Source organism: Cryobacterium sp. TMT4-31 (assembly GCF_004403385.1).
GTDB lineage: Bacteria > Actinomycetota > Actinomycetes > Actinomycetales > Microbacteriaceae > Cryobacterium > Cryobacterium zongtaii.
Genome location: NZ_SOGI01000010.1, coordinates 50976 through 76199, shown reverse-complemented (window position 1 = coordinate 76199; position 25224 = coordinate 50976). Strand labels below are relative to the sequence as shown.

Genomic DNA, 25224 nt, shown 5'->3' with positions numbered 1-25224 from the left:
GAGAGGGTGCCATGGAGCCGTCGCCGACGCCAACCACGGATCTGGAGTTCATCGAGCTCGGCTCCGGCCCGGCGTTCACCATGCTGCATCCCGGCGGCACCGACGCGCGCGCGCTCGCCCCGATTATGGAGCGTTTCGCCGAGCGGTATCGAGTGCTGGCGCCGGACCGGCGGGGGCACGGCCGCACACCCGACACCGACGGCCCACTGACGTTCGAGGGGATGGCGGACGACAGCATCCGCTTTCTGGAGCAGCACACCGCGGGCCCGTCCCCGCTATTGGGCTACAGCGACGGTGCCGTCGTGGCGCTGCTCGTGGCTCTGCGGCGACCCGACCTGGTGTCGCAGCTGGTGTTCGTCTCCGGTGTCTATTCGCTGGCGGGGTGGCCCGCCGGCACCCTGAATGCCGACGTGCCGGAATTCATGGTCGACGCCTACGCCGAGGTCTCACCGGATGGCCGGGAGCATTACGCCGTGGTGGCCGGGAAGCTGGCCCGGATGCACCAACAGGGTCCGACGCTGACGACGGCGGACCTCGCCGCGATACGGATGCCGGTGCTCGTGCTCGTCGGCGACGATGACGACATGGCGCTGGAGCACATCGTGGAGCTCTACCGCGCCTTGCCCGCCGGCGAGCTCGCGGTGGTGCCGCACGCGTCGCACGGTGTGCTGGTGGAGAAGCCGGACCTGTGCCGGGATCTCATCGTCGAATTCCTCCGGCCCGACAAGCCGGACACCTTCGCCGCGGTGCGCCGCGCGCACTCGGCCTGAGCCGGGAGACCCGCCGCTAGAACAGGGGGCGTCGGGTCCACTCGACGAACAGTGCGAAAGCCGGCGTCGCGAACACCAAGAAGACGATCAGGTTGACGATCACGCTGCCCCGAAACGCCGACCGGAAACTGGCCTTCTGGGTCTTGTGCCGCAGCGTCTGCTGGGCGACGATGGCGCCCGGCCAGCCGCCGATGGCGCCCCACAGAAGAAGAGTCGTCTCCGACACGCGCCAGCGCCCCGCGGTGGCCGCCGACTTGTCGACCGCGTAAAAGGAGAAGCAGACGATGCTGGCGGCGAGGTAGAGACCGGCGACCCACACGGGGATCGGCCAAAGTGTGTTCACGACGAGGTAGCCGGCCACGAAGAACAGGATCGGGAGGTACCGTGCGGCGCGGGATGTGCGCCGGGCGGTGGTGCGACCCGACGACGACAGCATCCGTTTGCCCGCCGGGTGCACCCGTGCGGCACGGCGTTTGCCGTCTGCCGACTGCTCGATATCGAAGGTGAGCGCCTCGCCGAGTTGCGGCCGCGTGTGGCCGGCCGGGAACGCCTTGATATGCACGAAGGTTTTGCCGGTTCCCTGAGCGGGAGTGATGAAGCCGAATCCGCGGTCGTCGTCCCACGCGGTCAAGGTGCCGTGCACTCGTTCAGTTCGGGAACCCATGGCTCGAGCGTAACGGGCGCCGAGCCACCATGGCCCCGCTCAGCGGTTCACGGTGCGGCGGGCGGATCCGCAGCCGTGGTGAGCGCGTTCGGTTCGGGCAGTGCGGACATACCCTCTGGTGTGTCGGCGGAGCTCACGAGAGCTTCGATCCAGCGGGGATTGAGCGTTGGCTTCAATCGATCGGTGAACCTGTAGAGGATTGAAATGTGGGGGTGGATCCAGATCGAACCTCGACCGCCGTCGCCATCTCTGTCCTGTCGCCAGGAGAACTGGAAACTCTCGTTCGAGTGCAGCTTCACCGCGAAGGCAACCTGAAGATGGGCGAGCATCCGATCGTTGAAGTCGATTCTGAGGCTCGAGTCGTAGACCAGATGTCCCATCAGATGACCTCCCTCACGGTGTGCTTGGCGAGACCCTATGCCTGGCAGGCCGGAATCGCTGGGGGGTTGCGCACAGGGGGTAGCGTGCCGGTCGGCCCTTGCCGTTTGGTGAGGTCTGGGTGTCAATTGGATGCAGCGGTGAGGAAAAGTTGGGACGACGACGTCGGGAGTTGCTCATGTCGGGAAAACAGGATGCGTCGAAGGGGACGGGCCGGGGCGGCGCGGAACAACGCAAGGCCGCGACGTCGTCGGGCCCTCCGGCAGATCGGCCGGAGAAAATCCGCAACGTCGCCCTGGTCGGTCGGTCCGGCGCCGGTAAGACCCTGCTCGCCGAAGCGCTGCTCGCGGCCACCGGTGCCCTCACCCGGATGGGCACGATCGAGGGCGGCAGCACGGTGAGCGACTCGGACCCGTCCGAGATCCACCAGCAACGATCCGTGGCGCTGTCGGTGCTGCCGCTGACGGTCGGCGAGGTGAAGGTGAACCTGCTCGACACCCCGGGCTACGCCGATTTTGTCGGCGACCTGCGTGCCGGGCTGCGGGCAGCGGATGCGGCGCTGTTCGTGGTCTCGGCCGTTGACGGTGTCGACGCGGCCACCACCGCTCTCTGGGCGGAGTGCGAGCGCATCGGGATGCCCCGGGCGGTGGTGATCAACCGGATCGATCACCCGCGGGCGGCGTACGAGGCGGTGCTGGCGGCGTGCCAGGAGAACTTCGGCGCCGTGTTGCCGCTGGCCGTGCCGATCCGCACCGACGGGAGCATCACCGGGCTGCTGGGGTTGCTCTCCGGCACGGTTTCGGACTCCGGCGCGGGCGCCGCCGGGCCCACCCAACGGCCGGCCACCGAGGCCGAACGCGCTGACGCGGAGCCGGCCCGGGCCACCCTGATCGAGGGGATTATCGCCGAGAGCGAAGACGAAACCCTGATGGACCGCTATCTCGGCGGCGCCCAGATCGACCTGCACACCCTCACCGCCGACCTGGAGATCGCCGTGGTGCGCGGCAGCTTCTATCCGGTGCTGGCGACCTCCGCCGAGACCGGGGTAGGCATGACGGAACTGCTGGAGCTGCTGACCGGCGCGTTCCCCTCGCCGATGGAACGTGCCCTGCCGTCGGTGACGGACCTGGACGGCCGACCGGTGGGGCCGCTGACCTGTGATCCGGACGGGCCGCTGGTGGGCGAGGTCGTGCGCACCACCATCGATTCGTTTCTGGGCCGGGTCTGCCTGGTCCGCATCTTCTCCGGCACGCTGCGGGAGGACACCATCGTGCACATCGGCGGCCATGGCCTCACCGACCGGGGCCATCAGGACCACGACAGTGACGAACGGGTCACCCACCTGCAGTCCCCGCTGGGCGCCATCCTGCGACCGGTGCCGTATTGCGTGGCGGGAGACATCTGCGCGCTGACCCGGCTGACCGACGCGGAGACCGGGGACACCGTGTCCGACCGGGAGGCGCCGTTGCTGGTCGAGGCGTGGGAGATGCCGGAGCCGCTGATGCCGGTGGCGGTGCACGGCGCGACGCGCAGCGATGACGACGCGCTGGCCAAGAACCTCGGCAAGATCGTGGCCGTCGACCCGACCCTGCGGGTGGAGCGCAACGCTGAGACCCACCAGCTGGTGCTGTGGTGCATGGGCGAGGCGCACGCCGAGGTCGTGCTGGACCGGCTGCGCAGCCAGGGCGTGAAGCTGGAGACCGTCGACGTGATCACGCCGCTGCGGGAGACCTTCGCCACGCCGGCCGGTGCCCGGGGGAGGTACGTGAAACAGTCCGGCGGCCACGGCCAATACGCCATCTGCGAGATCGAGGTCGAACCACGGGAGCGCGGGGCGGGGTTCGAGTTCGTGAACAAGATCGTCGGCGGTGTGGTCCCCGGGCACTACATCGGGTCGGTGGAGAAGGGCGTTCGCGCGCAGATGGAGAAGGGCGTCTCGGCCGGGTTCCCCGTTGTGGACATCCGGGTGACCCTGGTGGGCGGCAAGACGCACAGCGTCGATTCGTCGGATGCGGCGTTCCAGGCAGCCGGGGCGCTGGCGCTGCGGGAGGCCGCCGCGGAGGCCCGGATCCAGCTGCTCGAACCGGTCTCGGCGGTCACGATCAGGGTGCCCGACGCCTCCGTCGGCGCGGTGATGACCGACCTGTCCACCCGCCGCGGCCACATGACCGGCACCACATCGGTGGGTGATGAGCGCACCGAGATCAGCGCCGAGATCCCGGATGCCGAGCTGCTACGGTATGCCATCGAGCTCCGGGCCTTGACGGCGGGGAGCGGTCTCTTCCGCCGCAGCTACCTGCGGCACGACCCGGTGCCGCACAATGTTGTGCCGGCGGCCGCGAGTGTGTGACCGGCCGTGAAGGTGTGACCGGCCCGAGGGCGGCCGGCGAGGCGGGACCGAACGAACGGAGCGATCGACCATGACGCCAGTGACCTGCGATATCACCGTCTCCACCGACGGCTACGCGGCCGGCCCCAATCAGAGCCTGGAGAATCCGCTCGGTGAAGGGGGAATGCGGCTGCACCGCTGGGCGCTCGAGCAGCCTGCCGAGAATGCCGCCCAAATGGAGGCCATCCTGGAGGCGGGTGCATACATCATGGGCCGCAACATGTTCGGTCCCGGCCGAGGGGAGTGGGACGACGAATGGACGGGCTGGTGGGGCGACGAGCCGCCGTACCACGCGCCGGTGTTCGTGTTGACGCACTATCCGCGGGCACCGCTGGTCATGGCGGGAGGCACGACGTTCACGTTTGTCACCGACGGCATCGAATCGGCCTTGGAGCAGGCGCGTGCCGCGGCGGGGGAGTTGAGCGTGGCCATCGCCGGCGGGGCGTCCACCGTGCGGCAGTACCTCGCGGCCGGGCTGATCGACGAATTGCGGCTGCATATCGCGCAGGTGGTGCAGGGCACCGGCGAGCCCTTGCTGGAGGGACTGGATGACGTGAGGTTGGAACAGGTGAGCTCGGTGGAGAACGAGCTGGTCACCCACGTCCTCAGGGTGGTGCACTGAGCCGTGCAACGCCGTGGCGCGCTCGACCCATCCGTTGGTTGCGCCTGTCGAACCCGGCGACCAGTCCCGCTCGAACCGCACTCTCTCAGCGAGGCACCGGCGCCGAGCTGTGCGGGCTGTCGTACTCGCCCAGGGCGTAGCGCAGCTGTTGGTTAAGGTCGTTGAGCGCCTGGCGCACGTTGTAACGAGGGTCGGCGCCCTCGCTCAGTGGCGCGGCGATGCCGTCGCTTGCGAGACGGTGCAGAAGGGTCTGCACCGAATGATCGTCGAGGCCGGCCATCCAGACCAGCCCTTCGAGGTTGGCCAGCACGCCGACGAGAGCGGCAGCATCGCGCTTACTGAGGGGGTGAGGGCAGTTGGTGTCATCCACACGGGCAGTTTCATCCGCAATCGTGATGAGGGCAATCCCCGTCCCTCCCCTGTGAGCGCGGATGCGGCCGGCGTGTGGGGCTCCTAGGCCGGGACGTCGCTGTCGCCGGAGGGGTGTTCCCCGGCGTCGAGCTCCTGGAAGAGGGTGATCTGGAGGCCGGCCGGCGCATCCATTCGCGAGTTGATCGAGCGCCACGGGGTTTCGCGGGGCGTGGCGGTGAGAATCGCGCCGGCGTCAACGAGCCGGTCGGTGGTCGCCGCGGTGTCGTCCACCTCGAACGCGACGCGGAGTCGATGGCTGGGCTGGCCGTCGGCCTCGACCCGATCGATCAGCCGCACCTGGGCGGGATTGGACAGCTCGAGGGTGGCGATCCCGGCGCTGAGGATCACGACCCGGGCGTCGCCCTCGCCCTCGTAGGACTCCGACACTGGCAGCCCGAGCACGTCGCGGTAGAAGGCGAGGGCGGCATCGAAGTCCTCGGTCTCGACGACGAGGCGCAGCTGCCGGACCGGGGCCGGGTTGGGGTTCGTGGGTTCGCTCATGCTGTGGATGGTAGCCGCGCTGGGTGGCGGCCGTGCGTAGGTCGTCGGGCGTAGGGCCTTGGTGCACGGGTGACGCGTGGCCGCGAAGGCGGCGCGCTGTGCGGGGCGGGCGCCGTTATGCGGGTGGCGCGCCACCCGCATAACGGCGCCTGACCCGCATACTTCCACGAGCACAGCGACGGCACGCCGACGGCGCCTCGACGGGGTGCGTACGGTACGTCGAGGAGCACCGCCGACGGCACCGCGGGCCGGCACGGGGTGCGCTACCGTCGAGGTGACTCAGTTTTGATCGCCCTCGAGGAGTTGCCATGACAGACACCACCGCGCCGTCCGGCGCCGGTCCCGAGCAGGACGACACCGCCGGGCAGGGCAGCCCGGCGGCCGGCAGCCTGGCGGCCGCCATCGCGCTGGCACAGGCGGCGCACGCCGGGCAGGTCGACAAGCTCGGGGTGGCCTACATCGAGCATCCACTGGGCGTGATGAGCCTGGTCAACACCGTGCCCGAGAAGACCGTGGCGGTGCTGCACGACGTGGTGGAGGACACCCCCATCACGCTCGACGACCTGCGCGCGCAGGGCTTTGACGAGCCCGTCGTGCGGGCGGTGGATGCGCTGACCAAGCGGGCCGGCGAACCGCTCGCCGAGTCGATGGCCCGGGTGGCCGCCGACCCGCTGGCGCTGGTCGTGAAGCACGCCGACCTCGCCCACAACGCGAACCCGGTCCGTCAGGCCGCGCTGCCGCCCGAGATGAGCCGGCGGCTCACGGCCAAGTACACGGAATCGGCCCGACTGCTCGGCACCACGCTCGCGGCGGTGCTCGACAGGGGATGACGGCTGCGCTCAGGTAGCGCCCGCGCGGGTCGGCTCCGCGACTACCGGCGCTTGGCGAGCAGGGCGCCGAGGCCGGTCACCGCGGCGACGGCGACGGAGCCGAGCGTGAGGACCAGGGTGGGGTTGCGCTTGTAGGCGTCGGTGAGCTTCCCGAACGTGTCGGTCGCGAACTCCCGTGCCGAGGCGATGGCTGCGGTGGTGTCGATGTCGCGCAGGGCCGCGGTGGCGGTGGCGACGGTGTCGTCGACGGCGTGGCGGGCCTGGTCGGCGAGCTCGCCGGCCTTCGCGACGGTGTCCTCGACGAGGTCGTGGGCCTGCTGTGCGGTGTTGTCAGTCATGAGATTCCTTTCGAAGGGGGTGCTGGCTTAGCGGTGAACGGCCTTGGTGATCTTCTTCGTGTTGCGGCGGGCGAGCTTCTTCGTGCCGACGCGGGCCTTCCTCACGGTCGGGTCGTTCCACGCCTTCTTGGCGTTGCGGCGGATCTGCTTGTACCGGCCTCGGCCGGCCTTGGCGCCGATGAGGTAGAACGCGAAGGCCACGGCGGCGGCGAGGAGAAGACGAAGTGCGGTCATGGTGGCCTGCTTTCTGGTTGGGGACTGAGGCGAGGCGTCCGAGCCCGGGCCGGGTACGGCCGAGCTGACCGGCCACGGTGCCGAGCGGATGACTCGCCCTACCTATGAGTGGCGTGAAACCGGCAATTCGTCACGGAATCCACCGTTTTCGGCAGCCGTCGGAGCAGAATGGCAACATCCGACGAAGGGAGCCACTGTGGCCTCGACATCCGCTTCCGCCTGGACGGACGCATCCAGCAACCTGCTCAAGGTCACCCGCGGGTTCGTCCTCGGCACCGTCGATCCCGGCTCAACGCCCGGCTTCAGCGGCAGCAAAACGGATGCCCAGACCGCCGGGGTCGCCGCCGCTGAGGCACTCTCGCACCAGCAGGAGATGCTCTTCGCCAACAGCCGGGAGGGCGACCCGCGCAAGATCCTGCTCATCCTGCAGGGGATGGACACCTCCGGCAAGGGCGGTATCGTGCGCCACGTGGTGGGCGCTGTCGACCCCCAGGGCGTCAGCCACGTGGCGTTCAAGGCACCCACCCCGGTTGAGCTGCGGCACGACCTTCTGTGGCGCATCCGCCGAGAGCTGCCGACCGCCGGCATGATCGGAGTCTTCGACCGGTCGCACTACGAAGACGTGTTGATCGGCCGGGTCAGGCAGCTCGCGTCGCCAGAGGAGATCGAGGAACGCTACGACCTGATCAACGCCTTCGAGCAGGAGCTCGTCGACGATGACACCACCGTGATCAAGGTGATGCTGCACATCAGCGCCGGCGAGCAGAAGAAGCGCCTGCTCGAGCGGCTCGACCGGCCCGACAAATACTGGAAATTCAACCCGGGTGACATCGACGAGCGCATGCTCTGGCCCGGCTACCAAGCGGCGTACCAGACCGCGCTCGAGCGCACCTCCACGGTGTTCGCGCCCTGGTACGTCGTGCCCGCCGACCGCAAATGGTTCGCCCGCCTCGCGGTTCGGGAGCTGCTGCTCAAGGCGTTGAACGACATGGTGCTCACCTGGCCGCCCGCCGACTTCGACGTGGCCGCCGAGCGGGCCAGGCTGGCCGCATCCTGAAGGGTGGGTCCATGGTGGTGTTGAGCGCGGGCATCCTGCTCTATCGGTTGACGGATGCGGCGGAGCCCGAGGTGTGGATCGCGCACATGGGCGGCCCGTTCTGGGCGCGCAAGGATGCCGCGGCCTGGTCGATCCCCAAGGGTGAGTACGGGCTCGGGGAAGACCCGTTCGCGGCGGCGCGGCGGGAGTTCGAGGAGGAGATCGGGGTGCCGGCACCGGCGGTGGAGTATGTCGAGCTGGGTGAGTTTCGGCAGCCGTCGGGCAAGGTGGTGACGGTGTTCGCGGCGGAGGCCGACCTCGCGGTCGACATCGTGGTGAGCAACACGTTTGAGCTGGAGTGGCCGAAGGGGTCCGGCCGGTTGCGGTCGTTCCCCGAGGTGGACGATGCCCGATGGGTGGGTCTGGAGCAGGCCCGGGTGCAGCTGGTGCGCGGGCAGGTGCCGGTTCTCGATGCCCTGGTGGAGCTGCTGAGGAGTCGGGGGCGGCTGGCTCGGTAGCGGTTCGGCCCCTGGGCCTGGTGTCGGCTCGGCCGCGGGAGGGGTGGTTCGGGTGCCGGATGCCTGCTCCGGGGTGCTGCGCGGGCAATGCGCCGTTATGCGGGTGGCGTGCCCCCCGCACAACGGCGCCTACCCCGCATAACGCGAATTCCGGTCGGTCGGGCGCGGAGCATCAGGGACCGCAGGGGTTCAGCGGGCCACCAGCCGGGGCCGCCGGACGGCGACCTCCGCGCGGTCATACCGCAATTCTCTCCCGCCGATCGAGCCATCCGCGGCCACCCACGCGGCCACCCTCGGGGGCACCGGCGGGGGCGGATCGGGTGCCGGTCGCCCGCAACCGGACCAACTGTTGCCCGTGCGGACAATTGTGCCCGGCACACCGGGCGCAATTGTCCGGATCGGCAACAGTTGCCGAACATTGGGCAGCGGGGACTGCCCGGCGTCAGCGGAAGCGGTCGTCGTCGAACGGCTGCACGCCATCCGCCAGGCTCCACGCCGCGGCGAACGGCATCAGGGTCTCGATCCGGGCCACCCGCACCCCCTCGGCGGTGGGCAGCAACACCCGGATGCCGGGGTGGTAGTCGAAGAGCACCTGGCGGTCCCGCCCGCACGGGCCGACCACGCCGCGACCGTGATTGCCCACGGCAACTATCGTCGTGATTTCCCGCGCACCACCGGCGCGGGCGGTGCCCAGGGCGACGAGCTCGGCGCACGGACCGCCGGTGAAGTGGAACAGGTTCACGCCGGCGAACATGCGGCCGTCGGCGGCCCGGACGGCCGCGCCCATGGTGTGGGCGCCGTCCTCGTCGGGGCCTGCATCCGTGTTGGCGTCGATGGTCGCACGAGCGAGCTCGATGAGTTCGCGGTCATCCGCTGACGGGGTTTCGAGTTCGGGGGTTGCAGGCATGGGCTCATCCTACGGAGGGACGGGTCCGGCCGCCGGCGGAGGAGCGGCCGGCGTGGCCTTCGGGGCGTTAGGCGGGTCAGGCGCCGTTATGCGGGTGGCGCGCCACCCGCATAACGGCGCCTTGCCCGCATACCTCGGCGGCCACGCCCGGGCCGAGGCAATGTGGCTGCGCGCTGGCTCAGGTGGCGTCGGGCGTGAGCCGCGCGGCATCCTGGAGCAGGGCCCGGAACTCGTCCAGCTCGAGGGCGTCGATCGACGCGAACGTGATCGCGGCGGAGCTGACCTTGACCTTGCCGAGCCGGCCCTTGTACTGCTGCACGAGGGAACCGTCCTCGTCGGCCGCATTCACGTACACGCTGAGGTGGTTCTTCTGCCTGGCCAGTCCCACCACGAACCACTCCACGGTGGGCTTGCCCGGCCGGGCGATCACGGTGTGGCCGTAGCCGATGATCTGCTGCTCGGTGCCGCCCCAGAAGACGCCCTCCCACAGCTCGCGGGTGACCCCGGCGAAGACCTCGGAGATGATGGCGTCGAGGGCCCGCATCGAGTCGACAAAGGGGCCGTCCAGGGTCGCGAGGAACTCGTCGACGTCTCGACCGGTTAGCTCCATGGTGATCTCCTTCGGTGTGGGGTGGGGCGCTGTCTCGATCGTAGGGGCGGTGCTGTCGCCGCGTCAGCGTGCACCACGGCGGCTGTCGCGAGTGTGGCACCGATCGGCGGATGCGGGGCCGGGCATCCGGCGGATGCGCTAACCCCACGTAGCTCCCGCAAACCCGCGCGGCGCTCCCACATCCACTTGGCGAGTCCGACCGTGGCAACCCCCTTGAAGGGGCACAGCCACGCGGATACGGTTCCAGCGTGCACATCTCACGAAGGAGGCCCCATGCCAGCCACCGCCTTGCCCTCCAGCGGCGACAACCCTGACGACGGCGCCGGTGCCGTCAAGATTTGCGACGGCCGCGGCATGGTCGAGATCCATCGGATGTTCCGGGCCGGGTTCGGTGAGGCCCCGGCGCTGGTCGGTGCGGTGCCCGACAGCGACGCCGAGCAGGCCGACCTCGTCGGCGACTACCTCGCGATGCTCTCCACCGGGCTGCACGCACACCACGAAGGCGAAGACACCATGCTGTGGGGCCGGCTCGAGAGCCGGGCCCCCTCCTGCGCGGCCCACGTGACGCGCATGAAGGAGCAGCACGCGCTGATGCTCGTGCACCTCAACGAACTCGATGCGGCCCTGCCGGCCTGGCGGGCGAGCGGCCGGGCAACGGATGCGGCATCCGTTGCCACAGCCCTGGCCGGCATCAATGCGGCGCTCGCCGTGCACCTGCCCGACGAGGAGACCCACATCGTGCCCGTGATGGAGACCGTCATCACGCCGAGGGAGATCGACGCGCTCTCCGAACACGGTCGGAAGGCCACCCCCAAGGGCAAGATGTTCGTTCAGCTCGGCACGATCCTCGCCGCGCAACCGGACGGCGGCGACGACTGGCAACACGAGCACCTGCCCGCTCCGGTGCGGCTGCTCTGGCGGCTCGTGGGCAGGTCACGGTACGAGCGGTACCGGGCGGCGCTGGTCAAATAGGCGGATGCGCCCGGATGTCGACCGGGTGGGCCCAACGTTCGGAGCTGAGGGCGGTTACAGGCCCGCCAGCTCCGGGAACAGCATTCCAGGCAGGTACGGCCAGAACAGGGTGAGGGCCAGCACGACCGGGACCAGGATGATCACCAGGACGCCCAGCGCGAAGGAGTAGCTGAGGACCACGGCCATCAGCTGCAATCCCACAAAAGCGACGGGCTCGTCACGCACCTCGTGCACGTCGTCGAAAATCGTCAGCCCGTCGGCCTCCGGCGCGTTCCGCTCTGCGGTGTTGTGCTGTGTCGTGTCCATCTGTACCCCCGGGGGGAAGACTACCGGTGCGTGGAGTGGTGCGGACGTCGTTACGAGTGACCCGGGGCCGGGGATGCGCGGCGGGTTGGCTTTCAGGTTGCGCTGTCGGCTACCGCTCCATGCGGCAACGGAGGTCAGCCGGCCACGGTCGGGGCCGGGTGCGATGTTGCGTTTACGGTACCCCCGGCAGGGGTGGGGTGCAACGGGGCTGATGCGCCGGGCAGGTGAGGCGGTGCGCCGGCGCGTGGGGGCGGATGGGCCGGGTTGTGACGCGGGGCGGGTGCGGGTGTGCGGCGGGGAGATGCATTACGCGGGTCAGGCGCCGTTATGCGGGTGGCGCGCCACCCGCATAGCGGCGCGCCGCCCGCGCACCTCGGCCGACGGCATCCTGCCCGCACACCTCGGTCGACCGCATCCTGCCCGGCAGGCGTAGCGGGCGCCGGCGGCGCAGGCGTAGCGTGGACCGGGAGGCCTGGCGCAGCGCTAGCCGGGCCGAAGCGCGGGCGCGGCGTGGGCGTAGCGGGACGGTGGGACGAAACAGAGCCGCCTCGGGCCGGGCGCGGTTGGTGCCGCTCGGGCACCTCTCGCGGGGGTCGGCGCTCGAGGAGGAACTGAGATGGCCGTCAGGGAGGCCTTCACCGCCGAGGAATGGCAGGCCGTGGGGGCCGCACCGTTTCTCGTGGGACTGTACATGGTGGGGGCGTCGCCCAGAGGGCCGATGGTGGTCGTAACGGAGATGCTTGCCGCGGAGAAGGCCGTGACGCGCGAGGCGCATCACCCGGACGCGCTGCCCATCGTCAAGGAAATCGACGCGGACCTGGTGGCGGAGGTACTCGCCCGCGACCTCGGCGTGATCGACGGCGCCGCCGATGACCAGGCCCGGGTGCTGGGCGAGCTGGCCCGGGCGTTGGCCTTGGTCGAGGCGCAGGCGCCGACGATGGACTCGGCCTTCCGGGCCTGGCTGTTCCGGGTGGCCGAGCACGTGGCGCGCACCGCCACGGAGGGTGCGCCGCCGGGTGCCAGGGGCAGGCGGGGAAGCGGGGAGGTGGCCGCGGCGCTGAAGACGCTGGCGGGAATGCTCGGGGTGCCTCGACGGTGAGACCCCCGCGTGCTGCCCGAACGCCCTCCGGCCCGGAGGCTAGACGGTGCCGAGCTCGGAGAGCTTGGCGCGCACGTCGGCGTCGCTGGGCTCGACCATGTGGGTGTCGTCGGAGAACACGATCACGGGGATCTGGGTGCGGCCGCTGATGGCCTTGGCCCGGTCGGCGCCGTCGGCCACGGCCTCAAGGTCGACGTAGTCGTAGACCACACCGAGGCCGTCGAGCAGCTTCTTCGAGCGACGGCAGTCGCGGCACCACTCGGCGCCGAACATGGTGATGGTGGCGGCGGCGGATGCGGTAGGTGCGGTCATCCGTCGAGTTTAGGCGGGTGTCGGCTGAGTGGATGCCGGGTGCCGGGGGTCGCGGAGACCCCGCACGAGTCCCCGTGCGAAATAATACGCTGATCAGAGCGAAACTGTGGTTGACTCAGCTTAGGATCCACCCGAAGGAGTACCCCATGAAGCGCCCGAGCGCCGCCGTGATCGGTCTGGTCGTCAGTGCCGGATTTTGTGTCGGGTTCACCGGGTACCTGATCTACGTGGGCCTCCAACCGGATGCGCCGAGCGGTTTCGCCACGCCGGCCGAGATCTACCTGGGCGGCGGCGGACTGCTCGCCGGGGTGCTGGGCCTGGCGGTGTTCCTCGGTTTGGTGCTGCGGCCCGCTGAGCCGATGCGCGACCAGATGCCGGCCGACGACGAGACACCGCGCGTCTAGCCCACCCGCACGCCCAGCTGGGCCGACCGGCCCCGGCGACCCGGCGACCGTTCAGAGTGTGCTCAGGGCGCCGTCGGTGCGGGCGCTGCGGTGAGGTCCGGTTCATCCGCTGCGGCGGCATCCGCGGACCGAGTGCGTACCCGGGTGGCCAGCACCGGTGCGAAGAACACCACGAGCAGGCCCGCCAGCGGCACGAGGAGCAGCCCGTAGCGCAACTGGGAGAGGTCGGCGATGGCGCCGATGATGGGCGGCGAGAACAGGAAACCCAGGCGCAGCAGCCAGGCGACGATGGTGAGTCCGGTGCCGGCGCGGAAGCCGGGCAGCTCGTCTGCGGCGTGCATCGCGGCCGGGATCAGCGTGGCGACGCCGAAGCCGGCCAGGCCGAAGCCCACGACGGTGCCCGGGATCGACGGAAAGGCAAGGGCCGTGCCCATACCCAGGAACACGATCGCGCCGCCGGTGCGGGCCACAGCCCGCTGGCCGAACCTGTCGACGAGGCCGTCGCCGAGCAGCCGGCCGATGAACTGCATGCCCTGCAAAGCGATGAAGCCGAGCCCGGCCACCAGGGCGGATGCGCCGAGAGCGTCGGAGAGATAGATGGCCGACCAGGACGCGCCGGCGTCCTCGACGACGGCGCCGGAGGCGGCGATCACCACGAGCGCGCCGAGCACCAGCCACTTGCCCCAGCGGCCGGCCGAGCGGGTGGGTGCGTCGGCGTGCGGTTCCGGGGCGGTTGCTTCGGGTTCGAGGGGCTCGGGGCCGGCGAGGAGGAACCTGTAGCTGTACAGCGCGAACAGGCTGAAGGTGACGGCGGACACGATGAGGTGCTGGCCGCGCGGAATGTCGAGCTGGGCGGCGGCGGCGCCGAGGAGGCCACCGGTGACCGCGCCGATGCTCCACACGGCGTGGAAGGAGTTGAGGATGGAGCGTTTGTAGAGCCGCTGAACGCGCAGGCCGTGCGAGTTCTGGGCCACGTCGGTGATGGAGTCCATCGCTCCGGCCAGGAAGATACCGGCGGCCAGGGCAGCCCAGCTGGGGGCGATTCCGGCCAGGATCAGGCCCACCGCGGTGAGCATCGTCGAGACCACGGCGACCCGCGACGACCGGAACCGGCGGATCAGCATGCCTGCGGCGAGCCCGGCGAGGAGGGCGCCGAGCGGGAACGCCGCGACCGCGAAACCGAATTCGGCGTTGCTGAGCCCGAGCTCGGACTTGATCGCGGGATACCGGGGGATCAGGTTGGCGAACAGGGCGCCGTTCGTGAAGAACAGCATGGCAACGGCGAAGCGAGCGCGGCGCACGGCCACGTCGGGGCGGGCAGCGGTGCGTTCTGCGGAGCGGGCGGGAGGCGTCATTGCGTCAGCGGACTTTCTGGTGGTGGTGAGTGGTCGTGCGGGTCCCGTTGGTGAGCGCGAGGCACGGGTTTCAAGCTTGGCACGGATGCCGGTGGCGCCGCACCCGGGTGGCCGCGGCGGGCATCCGGTGCGGCGGCAGGTGTTGTGCTTCGTGGCAGGTGTTGTTCACGGCGGCACAGGTTAGAGCACGTGCCGCGACAACAAAGGTGTGCCGCGAGAATCAAAGTGTGCCGCAAGAACAAAGGTGTGCCGCGAGAGTGCCTCGCGGCGGTGCCTGGGTGGCCCGACTCAGCCGAGGGGTAGCTCGAAGATGGTTTCGAGGCCGTCCTCGTCGTCCCATTGCTCGCCCACCTCGACGAAGCCGAACTGGGCGATAAGAGCCCGAGATGGCAGGTTGTCGGGACTGATGGTGGCCCGGACCACCGTGACGGCCGGCTCGATGCGGGCGCGTTCCAGCAGCGCGGTGAGTGCGGCGCGGGCATAGCCCTGCCGCCGGTATGCGGCATCCACGGCGTAGCCCACCTCGACCATGCCGGTGTCGTCCGGCGCGCCGTGGTAGCCGGACTGACCGACGGCGAGCCGCCGGGCGGGGTCGAAGATGACCCTGGTGATCCAGCTGGCGTCGCCCGGCGAGGCGGCGAGCTGCCGGCTGCGGTACCGCCAGGTGTTGGCGCTGGCCGCCTGCACGAAGAAGGGACTCAGCTCCACCGCTGCCTGCTCGTTGGCCAGGTCGAGGTCCTCCTCGGCGAGGGCATCGATGGTGACCTGGCTCAACTGCACGAGGTGCACGGTGGGCGCCACGGTGGATGGCCACGGGTCGTCGAGCGAGGAGGTAGAGATCATGGGTCCTTCGGGGCCGTTCCGGGTGGGACTGATGGTGGACGGGCCACCTGGTGGTTCGGGCGGCGAACGCGGTATCGACGGCGGCCGTGGCCACTCCGAGCGCGCGCACCTGAGGCTACCGCTCAGCGCCCGGGTTTCTCGAGGACTTTTCCGGAGTTCGCTCAATCGTGCACCGACGTCGGCCCCGTGGACGCCTCCGGCCACCCGGACCCACGAAGAGGCGCAACTGTGCAGTCGCATCTGCTTACCCGGCGATTCCCGCGCCACAACCGGTACCCATCCAGGTGCCCCGGCCGGGCCTTCCCCGAAACGGACCGGCTGCCTATGCTGGCACCGTCGGGGGACCGGCCGCCGGCGACGGTGGCCGCCGCTGATATCGGGAGGAGCGACCATGATGAGCGAGAAACCGCCTCTCCCGCTGGGCCCGGCGGTGCGGGGCCTGGCCGCCTGCGTGGCGCGCACCGGTCTGCTGCTCGTGCAGCGGCGCATCCACTTGCCGCGGGGCAACGCCGGCAAGCGACTGTCGTTCGCCGACGGCAGCCGCGCGGTGGTCTACCGCGAAACAGTGGTGGACCGCGCGGCGGCCCACACCCCCACGGTGTTGGTGGTGGGGTTCCGCCTGCGGCTGCTGCGCGGCCGGGCGCACCGCTGGTTTCGGGTGCAGAGCATCATGAACACCCCGCTGTTCGTCGGCTTTCCCGGCTACGTGTCGAAGCTGTGGCTGACCCACGACACCAACGGGTTGTACCGGGGCATCTACGAGTGGGACGGCCCGGAGCTCGCCGAAACCTACGCCCGCACCCTGTGGCGGGTGCTCGCGTTGGGCAGCGAACCCGGATCGATCCACTACGCGGTGCTGCCCGGGGTGCACCGGGACGAGTTCCTGCGCGATCCGTACCGGTTTTCGGCCGGGGCCGTCGGCATTGTGGGGGACTGGTGGCGTCCGGCCGAGCCGATGTCGGCCAAGCGCCGGGTGCGCGAACCCGCATGACCGATTTCGACACCGATCTTCTGATTGTGGGTGCCGGCACGACAGGCCTCACCCTTGCGCTGCAGGCCGTCGACCACGGCGCCCGGGTGCGTGTCGTCGAACGCCGGCCGGAAGCGTTCCGGCCGTCGCGGGCGATGGTGATGCATCCGCGCACCCTCGAACTCTTACGTCCGCTGGGGGTGACGGATGCCCTGCTCGCGCTCGGCGACTCCGCACCGTCGGTGCGGCTGCACCTGCCCTCGCGGGTGGTGTCGGTGTCGATCGAGAAGCTTGATCTGCCCGGCACCGCGTTCCCGCACCCGCTGCTGGTGCGGCAGTCCGACGTGGAGGCCGTGCTGGCCGCCGCGCTCGCCGAACGCGGCGTGCTGGTGCAGCGCGGTGCGGAGGTGGTGCGGCTGGCGCGGCTGCGTCAGGGCGGCGCCCGGGCCGTGCTGCGCACCGCGGACGACGAGCCGGACGAGGACGTGCTGTGCCGCTACCTGGCCGGCTGTGACGGGCCGGCGAGCCTGGTGCGCCGGTCGGTCGGCGGATTCCTCGGCGGCGACTACGACCAGGAGGTGGTGCTCGCGGACGTGGAGTTGGGCCCCGCCGGCACCGGATCGCGGGCGGTGGCGCCGGTGATGCTCGAGACCGGGGTCGCGCATGTGGTCGTCGGGCGGCAGGGGCTGGTATTCCTGTTCAACATCGGTGAACGGGCCACCTGGCGGATGCTCGCCACCCGACGGGCCGGCGACGACCGGCAGCCGTTCGGCCAGCCGGGTCCGCCCGTACCGCAGGAGCAACTGCAGCGGCTGGTCGACGAGGCCGGGTTGCCGGCGCAGATCATCGAGGTGGCCTGGTCGGCCCAGGTGCGGTTGCAACACCGGATCGCCAGCCGGTTCAGCCGGGGTCCGCTGTTCGTGGCCGGCGATGCCGCCCACGTGCATTCGCCGGCGGGCGCGCAGGGCATGAACGCCGGCATCCACGACGCCGTGAACCTCGGCTGGAAGCTGGCGTTCGCAGCCGCGGCCGTCCGGCGGCTGCCCGAGACGGCGGACACCCCGGGTGACACGCGGCCGGGCGGCTCCCTGGCCGCCCGGCCCGGGTCGGCGCTGCTGGACTCGTACGCGCTGGAGCGTCGCCCCGCCGACCGGGCCGTGCTGCGGCTGACGCACACCATGTATTGGGCCGAGGCGAGTCTGCATCCGCTGGCCCAGCTCGGCCGGGCGGTGCTGGTGCCTGTGGCCGGGCCGGTGCTGCCCTGGCTCGCCCGGCAACGCCGGCTGACCGCGGTGGGCCTCCGCACCCTCTCGCAGTTCCGGCTGCGGTACCCGCACAGCCCGCTGTCGATGGACGTGCGCGCGTCACTCACCCCGGTGCGCGGCGGGCTGGCCCGGCGGGTGCTGCGGCCGGGCTCGCGGGTGCCCGACACCCTGGTGCGCTGCGAGGGCCGTCGGGTGCGCCTGCACGCGTTGCTCGCGCGGCCGGGGGTGCACATCCTGTTGCAGGCGAACGCGCGACCGGTGCCCGACCGGATGCTGAGCCCGCTGGTGCACAGTTACCGGCTCGACGACAGGCCCGGCACCGGCATCCTCGTCGTGCGACCGGACGGCTACGTCGGGCTGCGGGCTCCGGTGCTCGACGAACCGCACCTCGCCGCGTGGCTGCGCCTGGTGGGGCTGCCCGTGCGGTGAGCGGCGGGTCTAGCTGCGCACCGGTGCCTCGCAGAGTTCCAGCCTGAAGATCGGATGGTCGACCAGATCCGGCAGCTCGGCCAGGAACGGCCTGGCCCGACGGCCCAGTTTCTCGAGGTAGTCGGCGGCGACCTGGTCGTGTTCGAGGCCCCGCAGCTCGGTGGCCCGGTACGGGTGTCGGCGCCACCGGATGCGCAGCTCGCAGCGACCGGCGACCCGGAGGTTGCGCACCCACTGGGTCTCGCCGCGGCCGGCGATGACACATCGGTCGCCCTCGAACCGGAACGGTGCCACCGGGGTGCTGATCTCCCGGCCGCTGATGCGACCACGCACGATGAGGGTGGGGGTGCCGCAGGCCCGGGCGACCGGGTTGACGACGTGCCGCATGAAGCGGCTGGGCGGCAGGTAACCGCGGCGGCGGGTGGGCGTGCTGCTCAAGGTAGGCCTCCATTCAGTGTCATCGGCGAGGGGCACATCCGCCTCATGCCCGACACGGTACTGCCGCGGCCGGGACCGGGGAAGGTGCCCGGGAGTTACGCCCACACCCCCAGCGAAACCACCCGATCGGGGGTATAACTCCTGCAGAGCCATGGGACGGCGGCGGGGCGTCCGCTGACATCCGGGGCACCACCGGCCGGCCGGAAGAAATAGCAGGAGTTGTGCATCCCGCGGCTGATCGGGGGAGTGTGTTCTGGCCGGGCAGGTCCTACGGTGAGGTATGGACTGGGTGGGCGACGTGGGGCGCGGCGAGTGGCTGCGCGAGCGGCTGGACGTGCGGTGGCGAAACATGCACTCTGCGGTGCCGCGTGGTTTCGAAGCGTACGCGCGGGTGTTCCACCCCGTCACGATTGACCGGCCCACCGGCACCGGCACCTGGTCGGGCCCCAACCGGGGGTTTGCGTCCGGCATCGACTACCGGAGCGTGCCGTGGGCGCGGGTGGCCGAGGTCGGGGGTGCCACCATGCATCCGCTGGCGCAGTTCGGCCGGCTGAACCGCGGGGTGCCCAACGAGTACAACGAACTGGTGGATGCCGACGGCTGGCGGTACTCCGAATCCGCCGTGGGCACACTCGACGTGGCCGTACTCGCCGCCGTGGCCCTGCACCTGGCCGCCCACACCGGCACCCCGGATGCCGGAATCGCGGCCGTGTGGGAGGGCTGGGGTGGACTCGTCAGCGGTACCGGGGTCTCCGTGATCATGGTGCGCGACGAAGAGGCGGCCGACCGCGCATCCGATCGTGCGGCCGATCGTGAGACTGAGGCCGGCGAGGCGAGGCTCCGGCAGGCGGCGCTCGCCGCGATGGTCGAGCCCGACGATTCGAGGGGCCCCGGCCTGCTGCCCGCCGATGTGTCGTCCGGTGCTCGGCTGCGACTGCCCGGGCGGGACTATGTCTTGTTCGTCGCGGGCATCCGCCGGTTCGTCGACCCAGCCTGGCTGACTGATGCGCCATGGACCGATTCGACGTGGCCGCAGTCGCCGAACCTGATCTGGCCGGACGACCACGCCTGGGTGCTGGTGAGCGAGATCGACTTCGACTCCACGGTGATCGCCGGCACCCAGGCGCTCGTGGACGCGCTGGTCGCCGATCCCACGATCGAGGTCCTGGAGCTGCGGGAGGGCGCCGACCTCACCTCTGAGGGTGACACGGTCAACCTTCCGCCGAACTGACCGCAGCGCCGGCCGCCGGCGGCCCAGGCGAGCCCGGCGATCAGGGGTGCGCGGCGGCGAGGGGGCGGGTGGGGCCGATATCAGGGTCGTTTTCGCCCGGCCCCGGCACGATGGCGATGTCGGCCAACGGCACCACGACGCCGGCGGCGGTGACGAACGCGACCGAGGTGGGTTCGCTGGTGTCGGCGTACTGGTAGAGCCGGCTGGGGCCGTGACCGGACGGCCGGTAGTCGTCACCCCACTGGGCAAGCGCGCCGAGCACCGGGAGCAGCGCGTCGCCGGCGGCGGTGAGGTGGTAATCGAAACGTTCACGGGCGCCCGGCTCGCGGTAGCCGCGGCGTTCGAACACCCCGGCGGCCACGAGCGAGCACAGCCGGGAGGTGAGGATGTCGGTGGGGATGCCGAGCACCCGTCGGAAGTCGCTGAACCGGGTGTGTCCGCGGAAACCCTCCCGCACGATCAGGATCGTCCACCGGTCGCCGAGCACCTGCATAGTGCGCGCGATGGAGCAACGCAGGTCGTCGCCGGAGCGTTTCGAGGAGACGGGGTGCGTTCGAGCATCGGAGGGTCCCGTTGTCATGTGCGTATTCTATCTTTGGTTGGATTATCCAACCCAGCCCGTAACGACACCGGGACCTTCGGTCATGGGGAGTCGGTGCCCTCGGCGAGCCAAGCGCGCACGACTTCGACGGCCGCTGCACGTTTGTGCTCCAGATCGGCGAGATCGGTGACGAGCAGGCTCGCCCGGATATCAGAGTGCCAGGTGAGCAGGCCGTTCGGGTCACCGATGAAAGCAGATGCGGCTTCCGGGTTCTCGGCGGTGGTCGCGCCCCGGTGCAGCACCAGCCGCACCCCGTTTTTGCCCTGAGCGCTGATCGTGACTTGGTCGACCCCGGCGAGTACAAAACTGGGGGAGTTCCACTTGATGTGTTCCTCTGCGACCGGGTTGGCCTCCAGAACGAGCTGCCGCAGCGCCTGGATCACGGGCAGTCGTTCTGCGGGCTGCGCGGCGAGGTACTCCTCCACTGAGCGATAACGATCGACCATGAACGGAGCGTACCGCGGGAGTGCCGGCACCGGGGGGGGCATCCGCGACGGCACAATTGACGCCGGCGCGCCCAGACGGTAGACCTTTGTGAAGGCCCAACCGGCCCGAGTGACCCATCCGCAACGCTTGGAGGACCTAGTGTCCGAAACGTTCAGCCTGATCCTGGGGATCCTCATCCTGGTGGTGGCGATCGCCGTCTCCGTGTTCCTCTACGTGATCTCCCGCCGCCCTCGCTCAGCTCCGCTCTCCGCTCAGGAGCGCGCCGAGCACGACTCCCGCAGCGAGACCGAAGCGGCCCAGAGCCCGAAGATTCGGAACACCGGGAGGGGCGCCGGCCTCTAAGCGGCTCGGCTTCGCAACGAAGGGAACGCCATGAAATACGTGCGACTGGGCAGCACCGGACTCGAGGTGTCGGCGATCACGCTGGGCTGTATGAGCTTCGGCAACCCGATGCGCGGCAATCATTCCTGGACGCTGCCGGAGGAGACCAGTCGCCCGCTGATCTGGCAGGCGCTGGAAGCCGGCATCACCACCTTCGACACCGCCAACGTGTACTCCGACGGCAGCAGCGAGGAGATCCTCGGCCGGGCGCTGCGGGACTTCAGCTCGCGGGACCGGTACGTGCTCGCCACGAAGGTGCACGGGCGGATGCGGCCGGGCCCCAACGGTGCCGGACTCTCGCGCCGCGCCATCCTGGCCGAGATCGACCACAGTCTCACCAGGCTGGGCACCGATCACGTCGACCTCTATCAGATCCATCGCTGGGACCCGCTGACGCCGATCGAAGAGACCATGGAGGCGCTGCATGACGTGGTCAGGGCCGGAAAGGCCCGGTACATCGGCGCTTCGTCGATGTACGCGTGGCAGTTCGCGAAGGCTCAGTACACCGCCGATCTCCATGGTTTCACCCGCTTCGTGTCGATGCAGGACCAGTACAACCTGCTCAACCGCGAGGAGGAACGCGAGATGCTGCCGTTCTGTCTCGATCAGGGCGTTGGCGTGTTGCCGTGGAGCCCGCTGGCCCGCGGCAAGCTCACCCGCGATTGGCATGAGACCACCGACCGCTCCGAAACCGACACCTTCGGCCAGACCCTGTACAAACAGCAGGAGGAGGGCGACCGCGAGATCGCGGGCGCCGTGGCCCAGGTGGCCGCAGAGCGCGGGGTGCCCCGCGCCCAGGTGGCGCTGGCCTGGGTGCGCCAGCAGCCGGCCGTGTCCTCGCCCATCGTGGGCGTCACCCAGGCACACCACCTCCTGGATGCCGTCGCGTCCGTGGACCTCACCCTCACCGCCGACGAGCTGGTCCGGTTGGCCGCCCCCTACCGGCCGCACACGCCCGAGGGCTTCTAGGCCCGCGGATGTCGGTGGCTCCGTCTAGCCTGACGTCACCTACTCACTCACCCTCGTGCCGAGTAAACGGAGCAGATCATGAGGGTACTCGTGGCGACATCGGCAACCCAGGGCGCGCGGGCAACGGATTTTGCGTATTGCATCGAGGGCGAGCTTGTTTGGCTGCATGGGGTGTGTTCGGCGAGCGAGCGCAACCCGTCCGGAGCGTGCGGGTGCGGACGCTCGTTCTCCGGCCTGAGCTCTACCAGGCACACGACCACAGCCTTGGTGCGGGACATCCCCGGGCTCACTCGGCAGGAGTACCTGGCCGCGTCGATGGCGGGACTCGAGCTCATGGGATGGTGCCCGGACTGCAGCGGCTTTCCGGTGGCTGACTTCGTCGATTGGCTGTTAGCCGTGGCCGGGGACCTGCCCGAGGGGACAGTCGTGGAGCGGCATGCCTTCGATCTCAATGTGAGGTGGTCACTAGGCTCGGGGGCGTGACGCGTCTTCTGAAGGTCCTGTCCGCTGTTGTCGTTGCTGCTGTGCTGGCGCTCGGCGCCCCGCTGGCGGCGAACGCCACTGCGCTGAGCCCGGTAACGGCGGCATCGGCAGCTCCGGCTGCGCATTCGAACGTGGTCGGGAGCGTGCGCGCGGCTGTGCCCGCCGACACCTCGGATTTCACCTTCGCGCTGTACGCGGGGGAGTACTACCTGGGCCGCGACGATGCCGGGCTCTCCACCCTGCGCACTGTCGAGACCTTCGTGGCCGAGTTCCCCGACTTCGACCAGAACCGCGGCATCATCCGCGCCATCCCCAACGACTATGACGGTGTGCCGCTGAACACGACGGTAGAGTCCGTCACCGATGCTCAGGGCGAGCCGGTGTACTTCGAGACCGAGATCAACGGTGGTTTCACCGAGCTTGCGCTCGGAACCGACGAGTTCGTGCGCGGCACCCAGACCTACGTCATCAGCTACACCCAGCAGAACGTGGTGCGCGCGTTCGCTGACACCAACGACGACGAGTTCTACTGGGACACCAATGGCACCGGTTTCGACCAGCAGTTCGGTACCGTCGCCGCCCGGGTGCACGTCGATCCGGTGATCGCCCCCTTCCTGACCGGCAACAACGCCTGCTACACCGGGGCTCAGGGGGAGAGCGGCGATTGCCAGATCGTGCAGGAAGCTGACCCGGATGCCGCCGCCCCGGCCGGCCAGATGTTCACCGCCGAGGCCGCCGATCTGGGCCCGGGCGAGAATCTCACCATTGCCATCGGTTTCACGCTCGGCACCTTCGTGCAGGTGCCCGCCGAGGCGCGGTCCGACGCCGACAACTCGTCCGGCTTCGGCGGGTTCCCGTTCGGGCTGCTGGGCATGGCCATGCTCGGCGGGGTGTTCGTTCTCGCCCGGAGCTTCGCGCGCCCTCGCGATCCGAAGGGCGACACCATCATCGCCCAGTACAGCGTTCCGGACGGCTACAACCTCCTCGAGGCCGCCGACCTCATCGGTCGGCCGAAGTCGGCCATGGCCGCGCAAATCGTGAGCTTTGCGGTGCGCGGTAGCGTGCGCATCCTGGACTACCCGGTCAGCGCCGACGGCGGCGACTACACGCTGCAGCTTCTCCGCACCGACGGCGTCGACGATCAGGAGCTCGCCGTGCTCGCCACCTTCTTCCCCGGCCTGCCGGCTGGTGCGGTGTGCGAACTCGGGGTCACCAACGACCCGCTCGCCCGCGGGCTCAAGGCCGCCACAGCAGATGCGACGGTTCGCAACACCGCCCGCGGCTGGCGCGCTCGACCGGCCCTGACCCCGGCAAGGATCCGTCTGCTCGTCGGTCTCGGCGTGCTGGTCGCTTCGGTCGTGGCAGTTCTCGTGATCGGCGACCCGCCCGCGATCTGGTGGTCTCCGTTGTTGCTCCTCGCCGCGTCCGCCGTGATCGTGGGCATCGTCGCGGGGAGTCGGCCGCTGCTGCTCACCGCGGCCGGCCTGGAACGGCGCGACTACCTCGCCGGCATGAAGATGTATCTCGACCTGGCCGAGGCGGACAGGTTCCGCATGCTGCAGAGCCCGGATGGCGCCCTGCGAGTGACCGTGCCCCGTACCGTGCCCGGGATGGAACCCGCCGCATCCACCCTCGACACCGTGGAACTGGTGAAACTCTACGAAAAGCTCCTGCCGTTCGCGGTGCTCTGGGGTGTGGAGAAGGAGTGGGCCGCTGAGCTCGAGGTGTACTACGAGCAGGCCACGACCGCGCCGGACTGGTTCCTCTCGCAGAACGCGTTCAGTGGCATCCACCTGGCCACGGCCCTCGGCGGCATGGTCAACTCGATGAACGCCACCCAGACGCCCACGTCCTCGTGGTCGAGCAGCGGTGGCGGCAGCTTCTCCGGCGGATCCGGTGGCGGCGGCTTCTCCGGCGGTGGTGGCGGCGGCGGTGGCGGCGGTGGCCGCTAGAGCGGCTTGACCATCTCGATCTCCATGGCGCTGGAGTCCAGGACGTACTTCACCCGGTGCCCGGTCTCGGTGAATCCCCGGCGCAGGTAGGCGGCGCGGGCGCGGGCATTGTCCTCGTGCACGTGCAGGGTCAGCCGGTCGCCCTCGCCACGGGCCCACTCCTGGATCGCGACGAGCAGGGCATCGAAGACCCCGGAGTCGCGGCCGCGGTGGTCCGGCGACACGTACACGCCCACGAGCAACGCGCCGGTGGTCGCGTCGGGCACGTACCCGCCCATGGTGCCCACCCAGCGACCGGCGGGGTCGATCGCGACCAAAACCGTGCCGCGTTCGGCGGTGCCGCGGGCGGCGCGCATCCGCCATTCACTGTCGGTGTGGCCGAGGGCGTCCTGCAGGGTCTCGCCGAACGCGATCGGGGTGTCCTGCAGCATCTCCAGGCGCAGCGAGCGCACCTCACGCCAGTCGTCCACCCGTGTGGCGCGGATGCTGAACCCCTCGGTAGTCATTCGCCGAGCTTACCCAGTGACGCCCGCAGGGCGCCGCGCTGGGGCCTTGCGCA

General features: G+C 70.1%; 31 protein-coding genes. 15 read left to right on the top strand and 16 right to left on the bottom strand.

Translation table 11 applies throughout. From position 1 onward, the window contains the following. Window positions 1-11: 11 nt before the first annotated feature. Window positions 12-770: an alpha/beta fold hydrolase gene (locus tag E3T19_RS02330; RefSeq protein WP_134408002.1), complete on the top strand. Its 759-nt coding sequence runs from the start codon at window positions 12-14 to the stop codon at window positions 768-770. Between the two features lie 16 nt (window positions 771-786). Here the strand turns inward: E3T19_RS02330 and E3T19_RS02325 are convergent, their stop codons facing one another. Continuing rightward, window positions 787-1434: a cold shock and DUF1294 domain-containing protein gene (locus E3T19_RS02325; RefSeq protein WP_134408001.1), complete on the bottom strand. Its 648-nt coding sequence runs from the start codon at window positions 1432-1434 to the stop codon at window positions 787-789. Between the two features lie 47 nt (window positions 1435-1481). Then, window positions 1482-1814 carry an ATP-dependent DNA ligase gene (locus E3T19_RS02320; RefSeq protein ID WP_134408000.1) on the bottom strand — a complete coding sequence of 111 codons (333 nt, stop codon included), beginning with the start codon at window positions 1812-1814 and terminating at the stop codon, window positions 1482-1484. A 176-nt stretch (window positions 1815-1990) separates the two neighbouring features. Here E3T19_RS02320 and E3T19_RS02315 point away from each other — a divergent pair, with 176 nt between their 5' ends. Both E3T19_RS02315 and E3T19_RS02310 read left to right on the top strand, forming a co-directional pair. Next, window positions 1991-4162: an elongation factor G-like protein EF-G2 gene (locus tag E3T19_RS02315; RefSeq protein WP_134407999.1), complete on the top strand. Its 2172-nt coding sequence runs from the start codon at window positions 1991-1993 to the stop codon at window positions 4160-4162. A gap of 70 nt (window positions 4163-4232) precedes the next feature. After that, window positions 4233-4823, top strand: coding sequence for a dihydrofolate reductase family protein (locus E3T19_RS02310; RefSeq protein WP_134407998.1), 591 nt, complete (start codon window positions 4233-4235; stop codon window positions 4821-4823). Window positions 4824-4908: 85 nt separating this feature from the next. On the opposite strand, the gene E3T19_RS02305 is transcribed toward E3T19_RS02310, so the two are convergent. After that, window positions 4909-5193, bottom strand: coding sequence for a hypothetical protein (locus E3T19_RS02305; protein WP_088456858.1), 285 nt, complete (start codon window positions 5191-5193; stop codon window positions 4909-4911). An 83-nt stretch (window positions 5194-5276) separates the two neighbouring features. Then, on the bottom strand, window positions 5277-5735 hold the full coding sequence (locus tag E3T19_RS02300; RefSeq protein ID WP_134407997.1) for a VOC family protein: 459 nt from the start codon (window positions 5733-5735) through the stop codon (window positions 5277-5279). Window positions 5736-6043: 308 nt separating this feature from the next. Here E3T19_RS02300 and E3T19_RS02295 point away from each other — a divergent pair, with 308 nt between their 5' ends. Then, the gene (locus tag E3T19_RS02295; protein WP_103461697.1) at window positions 6044-6565 is read left to right on the top strand and encodes an HD domain-containing protein; all 522 of its coding nucleotides are present in this window, start codon (window positions 6044-6046) and stop codon (window positions 6563-6565) included. 41 nt (window positions 6566-6606) lie between these two features. Here E3T19_RS02295 and E3T19_RS02290 read toward each other — a convergent pair whose 3' ends face one another. Next, the gene (locus tag E3T19_RS02290) at window positions 6607-6903 is read right to left on the bottom strand and encodes a hypothetical protein (RefSeq protein WP_088456855.1); all 297 of its coding nucleotides are present in this window, start codon (window positions 6901-6903) and stop codon (window positions 6607-6609) included. Between the two features lie 27 nt (window positions 6904-6930). Continuing rightward, a complete protein-coding gene (locus E3T19_RS02285; protein WP_134407996.1) occupies window positions 6931-7137 on the bottom strand; it encodes a hypothetical protein in 207 nt (68 codons plus the stop codon). Between the two features lie 196 nt (window positions 7138-7333). Here E3T19_RS02285 and E3T19_RS02280 point away from each other — a divergent pair, with 196 nt between their 5' ends. Further along, a complete protein-coding gene (locus E3T19_RS02280) occupies window positions 7334-8194 on the top strand; it encodes a PPK2 family polyphosphate kinase (RefSeq protein WP_241979948.1) in 861 nt (286 codons plus the stop codon). Window positions 8195-8205: 11 nt separating this feature from the next. Next, window positions 8206-8691 (top strand): NUDIX domain-containing protein, encoded by a 486-nt coding sequence (locus E3T19_RS02275; protein WP_134407994.1) that lies wholly within the window; start codon window positions 8206-8208, stop codon window positions 8689-8691. Between the two features lie 442 nt (window positions 8692-9133). Here the strand turns inward: E3T19_RS02275 and E3T19_RS02270 are convergent, their stop codons facing one another. Both E3T19_RS02270 and E3T19_RS02265 read right to left on the bottom strand, forming a co-directional pair. Next, entirely contained in the window at window positions 9134-9598 is a 465-nt protein-coding gene (locus tag E3T19_RS02270) for a cytidine deaminase (protein WP_198415083.1), read from the bottom strand. A gap of 178 nt (window positions 9599-9776) precedes the next feature. After that, the gene (locus tag E3T19_RS02265; RefSeq protein WP_134407993.1) at window positions 9777-10208 is read right to left on the bottom strand and encodes a DUF1801 domain-containing protein; all 432 of its coding nucleotides are present in this window, start codon (window positions 10206-10208) and stop codon (window positions 9777-9779) included. A 273-nt stretch (window positions 10209-10481) separates the two neighbouring features. On the opposite strand from E3T19_RS02265, the gene E3T19_RS02260 reads away from it, so the two are divergent. Further along, complete coding sequence (locus E3T19_RS02260; protein WP_134407992.1) at window positions 10482-11180, top strand: hemerythrin domain-containing protein; 699 nt, start codon at window positions 10482-10484, stop codon at window positions 11178-11180. Window positions 11181-11234: 54 nt separating this feature from the next. Here the strand turns inward: E3T19_RS02260 and E3T19_RS02255 are convergent, their stop codons facing one another. Continuing rightward, window positions 11235-11486, bottom strand: a complete 252-nt coding sequence (locus E3T19_RS02255) for a hypothetical protein (protein WP_103461691.1) — start codon at window positions 11484-11486, stop codon at window positions 11235-11237. Window positions 11487-12102: 616 nt separating this feature from the next. Between E3T19_RS02255 and E3T19_RS02250 the strand changes: the two genes are divergently transcribed. After that, window positions 12103-12585, top strand: coding sequence for a hypothetical protein (locus tag E3T19_RS02250; RefSeq protein ID WP_103478697.1), 483 nt, complete (start codon window positions 12103-12105; stop codon window positions 12583-12585). Between the two features lie 39 nt (window positions 12586-12624). Here E3T19_RS02250 and E3T19_RS02245 read toward each other — a convergent pair whose 3' ends face one another. Then, window positions 12625-12897: a glutaredoxin domain-containing protein gene (locus E3T19_RS02245; protein ID WP_088456847.1), complete on the bottom strand. Its 273-nt coding sequence runs from the start codon at window positions 12895-12897 to the stop codon at window positions 12625-12627. Window positions 12898-13043: 146 nt separating this feature from the next. Between E3T19_RS02245 and E3T19_RS02240 the strand changes: the two genes are divergently transcribed. Then, window positions 13044-13301 (top strand): hypothetical protein, encoded by a 258-nt coding sequence (locus E3T19_RS02240; protein ID WP_103478699.1) that lies wholly within the window; start codon window positions 13044-13046, stop codon window positions 13299-13301. Window positions 13302-13363: 62 nt separating this feature from the next. On the opposite strand, the gene E3T19_RS02235 is transcribed toward E3T19_RS02240, so the two are convergent. Continuing rightward, a complete protein-coding gene (locus E3T19_RS02235; RefSeq protein WP_088456845.1) occupies window positions 13364-14656 on the bottom strand; it encodes an MFS transporter in 1293 nt (430 codons plus the stop codon). Between the two features lie 288 nt (window positions 14657-14944). Next, window positions 14945-15499, bottom strand: coding sequence for a GNAT family N-acetyltransferase (locus tag E3T19_RS02230; RefSeq protein ID WP_134407991.1), 555 nt, complete (start codon window positions 15497-15499; stop codon window positions 14945-14947). Window positions 15500-15890: 391 nt separating this feature from the next. Between E3T19_RS02230 and E3T19_RS02225 the strand changes: the two genes are divergently transcribed. Further along, a complete protein-coding gene (locus E3T19_RS02225; protein WP_134407990.1) occupies window positions 15891-16490 on the top strand; it encodes a hypothetical protein in 600 nt (199 codons plus the stop codon). Further along, window positions 16487-18163 carry an FAD-dependent monooxygenase gene (locus E3T19_RS02220; RefSeq protein ID WP_134407989.1) on the top strand — a complete coding sequence of 559 codons (1677 nt, stop codon included), beginning with the start codon at window positions 16487-16489 and terminating at the stop codon, window positions 18161-18163. The genes E3T19_RS02225 and E3T19_RS02220 overlap by 4 nt, the downstream gene beginning before the upstream one ends. A 9-nt stretch (window positions 18164-18172) precedes the next feature. Here E3T19_RS02220 and E3T19_RS18840 read toward each other — a convergent pair whose 3' ends face one another. After that, window positions 18173-18601 (bottom strand): nitroreductase/quinone reductase family protein, encoded by a 429-nt coding sequence (locus E3T19_RS18840; RefSeq protein ID WP_166788767.1) that lies wholly within the window; start codon window positions 18599-18601, stop codon window positions 18173-18175. A gap of 280 nt (window positions 18602-18881) precedes the next feature. On the opposite strand from E3T19_RS18840, the gene E3T19_RS02210 reads away from it, so the two are divergent. Further along, window positions 18882-19832: a hypothetical protein gene (locus E3T19_RS02210; RefSeq protein ID WP_166788766.1), complete on the top strand. Its 951-nt coding sequence runs from the start codon at window positions 18882-18884 to the stop codon at window positions 19830-19832. 40 nt (window positions 19833-19872) lie between these two features. Here E3T19_RS02210 and E3T19_RS02205 read toward each other — a convergent pair whose 3' ends face one another. Together E3T19_RS02205 and E3T19_RS02200 are read right to left on the bottom strand one after the other, a co-directional pair. Then, the gene (locus E3T19_RS02205) at window positions 19873-20412 is read right to left on the bottom strand and encodes a helix-turn-helix domain-containing protein (protein ID WP_134407986.1); all 540 of its coding nucleotides are present in this window, start codon (window positions 20410-20412) and stop codon (window positions 19873-19875) included. Between the two features lie 62 nt (window positions 20413-20474). Then, the gene (locus tag E3T19_RS02200; protein ID WP_166788765.1) at window positions 20475-20879 is read right to left on the bottom strand and encodes a DUF1801 domain-containing protein; all 405 of its coding nucleotides are present in this window, start codon (window positions 20877-20879) and stop codon (window positions 20475-20477) included. A gap of 139 nt (window positions 20880-21018) precedes the next feature. On the opposite strand from E3T19_RS02200, the gene E3T19_RS02195 reads away from it, so the two are divergent. The 3 genes from E3T19_RS02195 to E3T19_RS19205 all read left to right on the top strand — a co-directional run bounded on the left by E3T19_RS02195 (window position 21019) and on the right by E3T19_RS19205 (window position 24665). Further along, window positions 21019-21222, top strand: coding sequence for a hypothetical protein (locus E3T19_RS02195; RefSeq protein WP_134407984.1), 204 nt, complete (start codon window positions 21019-21021; stop codon window positions 21220-21222). 30 nt (window positions 21223-21252) lie between these two features. After that, window positions 21253-22230: an aldo/keto reductase gene (locus E3T19_RS02190; protein ID WP_134407983.1), complete on the top strand. Its 978-nt coding sequence runs from the start codon at window positions 21253-21255 to the stop codon at window positions 22228-22230. A gap of 479 nt (window positions 22231-22709) precedes the next feature. Further along, window positions 22710-24665, top strand: a complete 1956-nt coding sequence (locus E3T19_RS19205) for a DUF2207 domain-containing protein (protein ID WP_194092040.1) — start codon at window positions 22710-22712, stop codon at window positions 24663-24665. Here the strand turns inward: E3T19_RS19205 and E3T19_RS02180 are convergent. Continuing rightward, the gene (locus E3T19_RS02180) at window positions 24662-25171 is read right to left on the bottom strand and encodes a GNAT family N-acetyltransferase (RefSeq protein WP_088456835.1); all 510 of its coding nucleotides are present in this window, start codon (window positions 25169-25171) and stop codon (window positions 24662-24664) included. The two genes, E3T19_RS19205 and E3T19_RS02180, sit on opposite strands and share 4 nt — an antisense overlap. Window positions 25172-25224 lie beyond the last annotated feature (53 nt).

Excerpts from the sequence above, each read along its gene's own strand:
- E3T19_RS02265 (WP_134407993.1), bottom strand. The coding sequence starts at position 10,208 with ATGGAGCTAACCGGTCGAGACGTCGACGAGTTCCTCGCGACCCTGGAC.
- E3T19_RS02255 (WP_103461691.1), bottom strand. The coding sequence starts at position 11,486 with ATGGACACGACACAGCACAACACCGCAGAGCGGAACGCGCCGGAGGCC.
- E3T19_RS02330 (WP_134408002.1), top strand. The coding sequence starts at position 12 with ATGGAGCCGTCGCCGACGCCAACCACGGATCTGGAGTTCATCGAGCTC.
- E3T19_RS02295 (WP_103461697.1), top strand. The coding sequence starts at position 6,044 with ATGACAGACACCACCGCGCCGTCCGGCGCCGGTCCCGAGCAGGACGAC.
- E3T19_RS02250 (WP_103478697.1), top strand. The coding sequence starts at position 12,103 with ATGGCCGTCAGGGAGGCCTTCACCGCCGAGGAATGGCAGGCCGTGGGG.
- E3T19_RS02210 (WP_166788766.1), top strand. The coding sequence starts at position 18,882 with ATGGACTGGGTGGGCGACGTGGGGCGCGGCGAGTGGCTGCGCGAGCGG.
- E3T19_RS02270 (WP_198415083.1), bottom strand. The coding sequence starts at position 9,598 with ATGCCTGCAACCCCCGAACTCGAAACCCCGTCAGCGGATGACCGCGAA.
- E3T19_RS02180 (WP_088456835.1), bottom strand. The coding sequence starts at position 25,171 with ATGACTACCGAGGGGTTCAGCATCCGCGCCACACGGGTGGACGACTGG.
- E3T19_RS02290 (WP_088456855.1), bottom strand. The coding sequence starts at position 6,903 with ATGACTGACAACACCGCACAGCAGGCCCACGACCTCGTCGAGGACACC.
- E3T19_RS02285 (WP_134407996.1), bottom strand. The coding sequence starts at position 7,137 with ATGACCGCACTTCGTCTTCTCCTCGCCGCCGCCGTGGCCTTCGCGTTC.
- E3T19_RS02200 (WP_166788765.1), bottom strand. The coding sequence starts at position 20,879 with ATGGTCGATCGTTATCGCTCAGTGGAGGAGTACCTCGCCGCGCAGCCC.
- E3T19_RS02220 (WP_134407989.1), top strand. The coding sequence starts at position 16,487 with ATGACCGATTTCGACACCGATCTTCTGATTGTGGGTGCCGGCACGACA.
- E3T19_RS02320 (WP_134408000.1), bottom strand. The coding sequence starts at position 1,814 with ATGGGACATCTGGTCTACGACTCGAGCCTCAGAATCGACTTCAACGAT.
- E3T19_RS02310 (WP_134407998.1), top strand. The coding sequence starts at position 4,233 with ATGACGCCAGTGACCTGCGATATCACCGTCTCCACCGACGGCTACGCG.
- E3T19_RS02275 (WP_134407994.1), top strand. The coding sequence starts at position 8,206 with ATGGTGGTGTTGAGCGCGGGCATCCTGCTCTATCGGTTGACGGATGCG.
- E3T19_RS02315 (WP_134407999.1), top strand. The coding sequence starts at position 1,991 with ATGTCGGGAAAACAGGATGCGTCGAAGGGGACGGGCCGGGGCGGCGCG.
- E3T19_RS02190 (WP_134407983.1), top strand. The coding sequence starts at position 21,253 with ATGAAATACGTGCGACTGGGCAGCACCGGACTCGAGGTGTCGGCGATC.
- E3T19_RS02260 (WP_134407992.1), top strand. The coding sequence starts at position 10,482 with ATGCCAGCCACCGCCTTGCCCTCCAGCGGCGACAACCCTGACGACGGC.
- E3T19_RS02240 (WP_103478699.1), top strand. The coding sequence starts at position 13,044 with ATGAAGCGCCCGAGCGCCGCCGTGATCGGTCTGGTCGTCAGTGCCGGA.
- E3T19_RS02300 (WP_134407997.1), bottom strand. The coding sequence starts at position 5,735 with ATGAGCGAACCCACGAACCCCAACCCGGCCCCGGTCCGGCAGCTGCGC.
- E3T19_RS02225 (WP_134407990.1), top strand. The coding sequence starts at position 15,891 with ATGATGAGCGAGAAACCGCCTCTCCCGCTGGGCCCGGCGGTGCGGGGC.
- E3T19_RS02205 (WP_134407986.1), bottom strand. The coding sequence starts at position 20,412 with ATGACAACGGGACCCTCCGATGCTCGAACGCACCCCGTCTCCTCGAAA.
- E3T19_RS02230 (WP_134407991.1), bottom strand. The coding sequence starts at position 15,499 with ATGATCTCTACCTCCTCGCTCGACGACCCGTGGCCATCCACCGTGGCG.
- E3T19_RS02325 (WP_134408001.1), bottom strand. The coding sequence starts at position 1,434 with ATGGGTTCCCGAACTGAACGAGTGCACGGCACCTTGACCGCGTGGGAC.
- E3T19_RS02235 (WP_088456845.1), bottom strand. The coding sequence starts at position 14,656 with ATGACGCCTCCCGCCCGCTCCGCAGAACGCACCGCTGCCCGCCCCGAC.
- E3T19_RS02245 (WP_088456847.1), bottom strand. The coding sequence starts at position 12,897 with ATGACCGCACCTACCGCATCCGCCGCCGCCACCATCACCATGTTCGGC.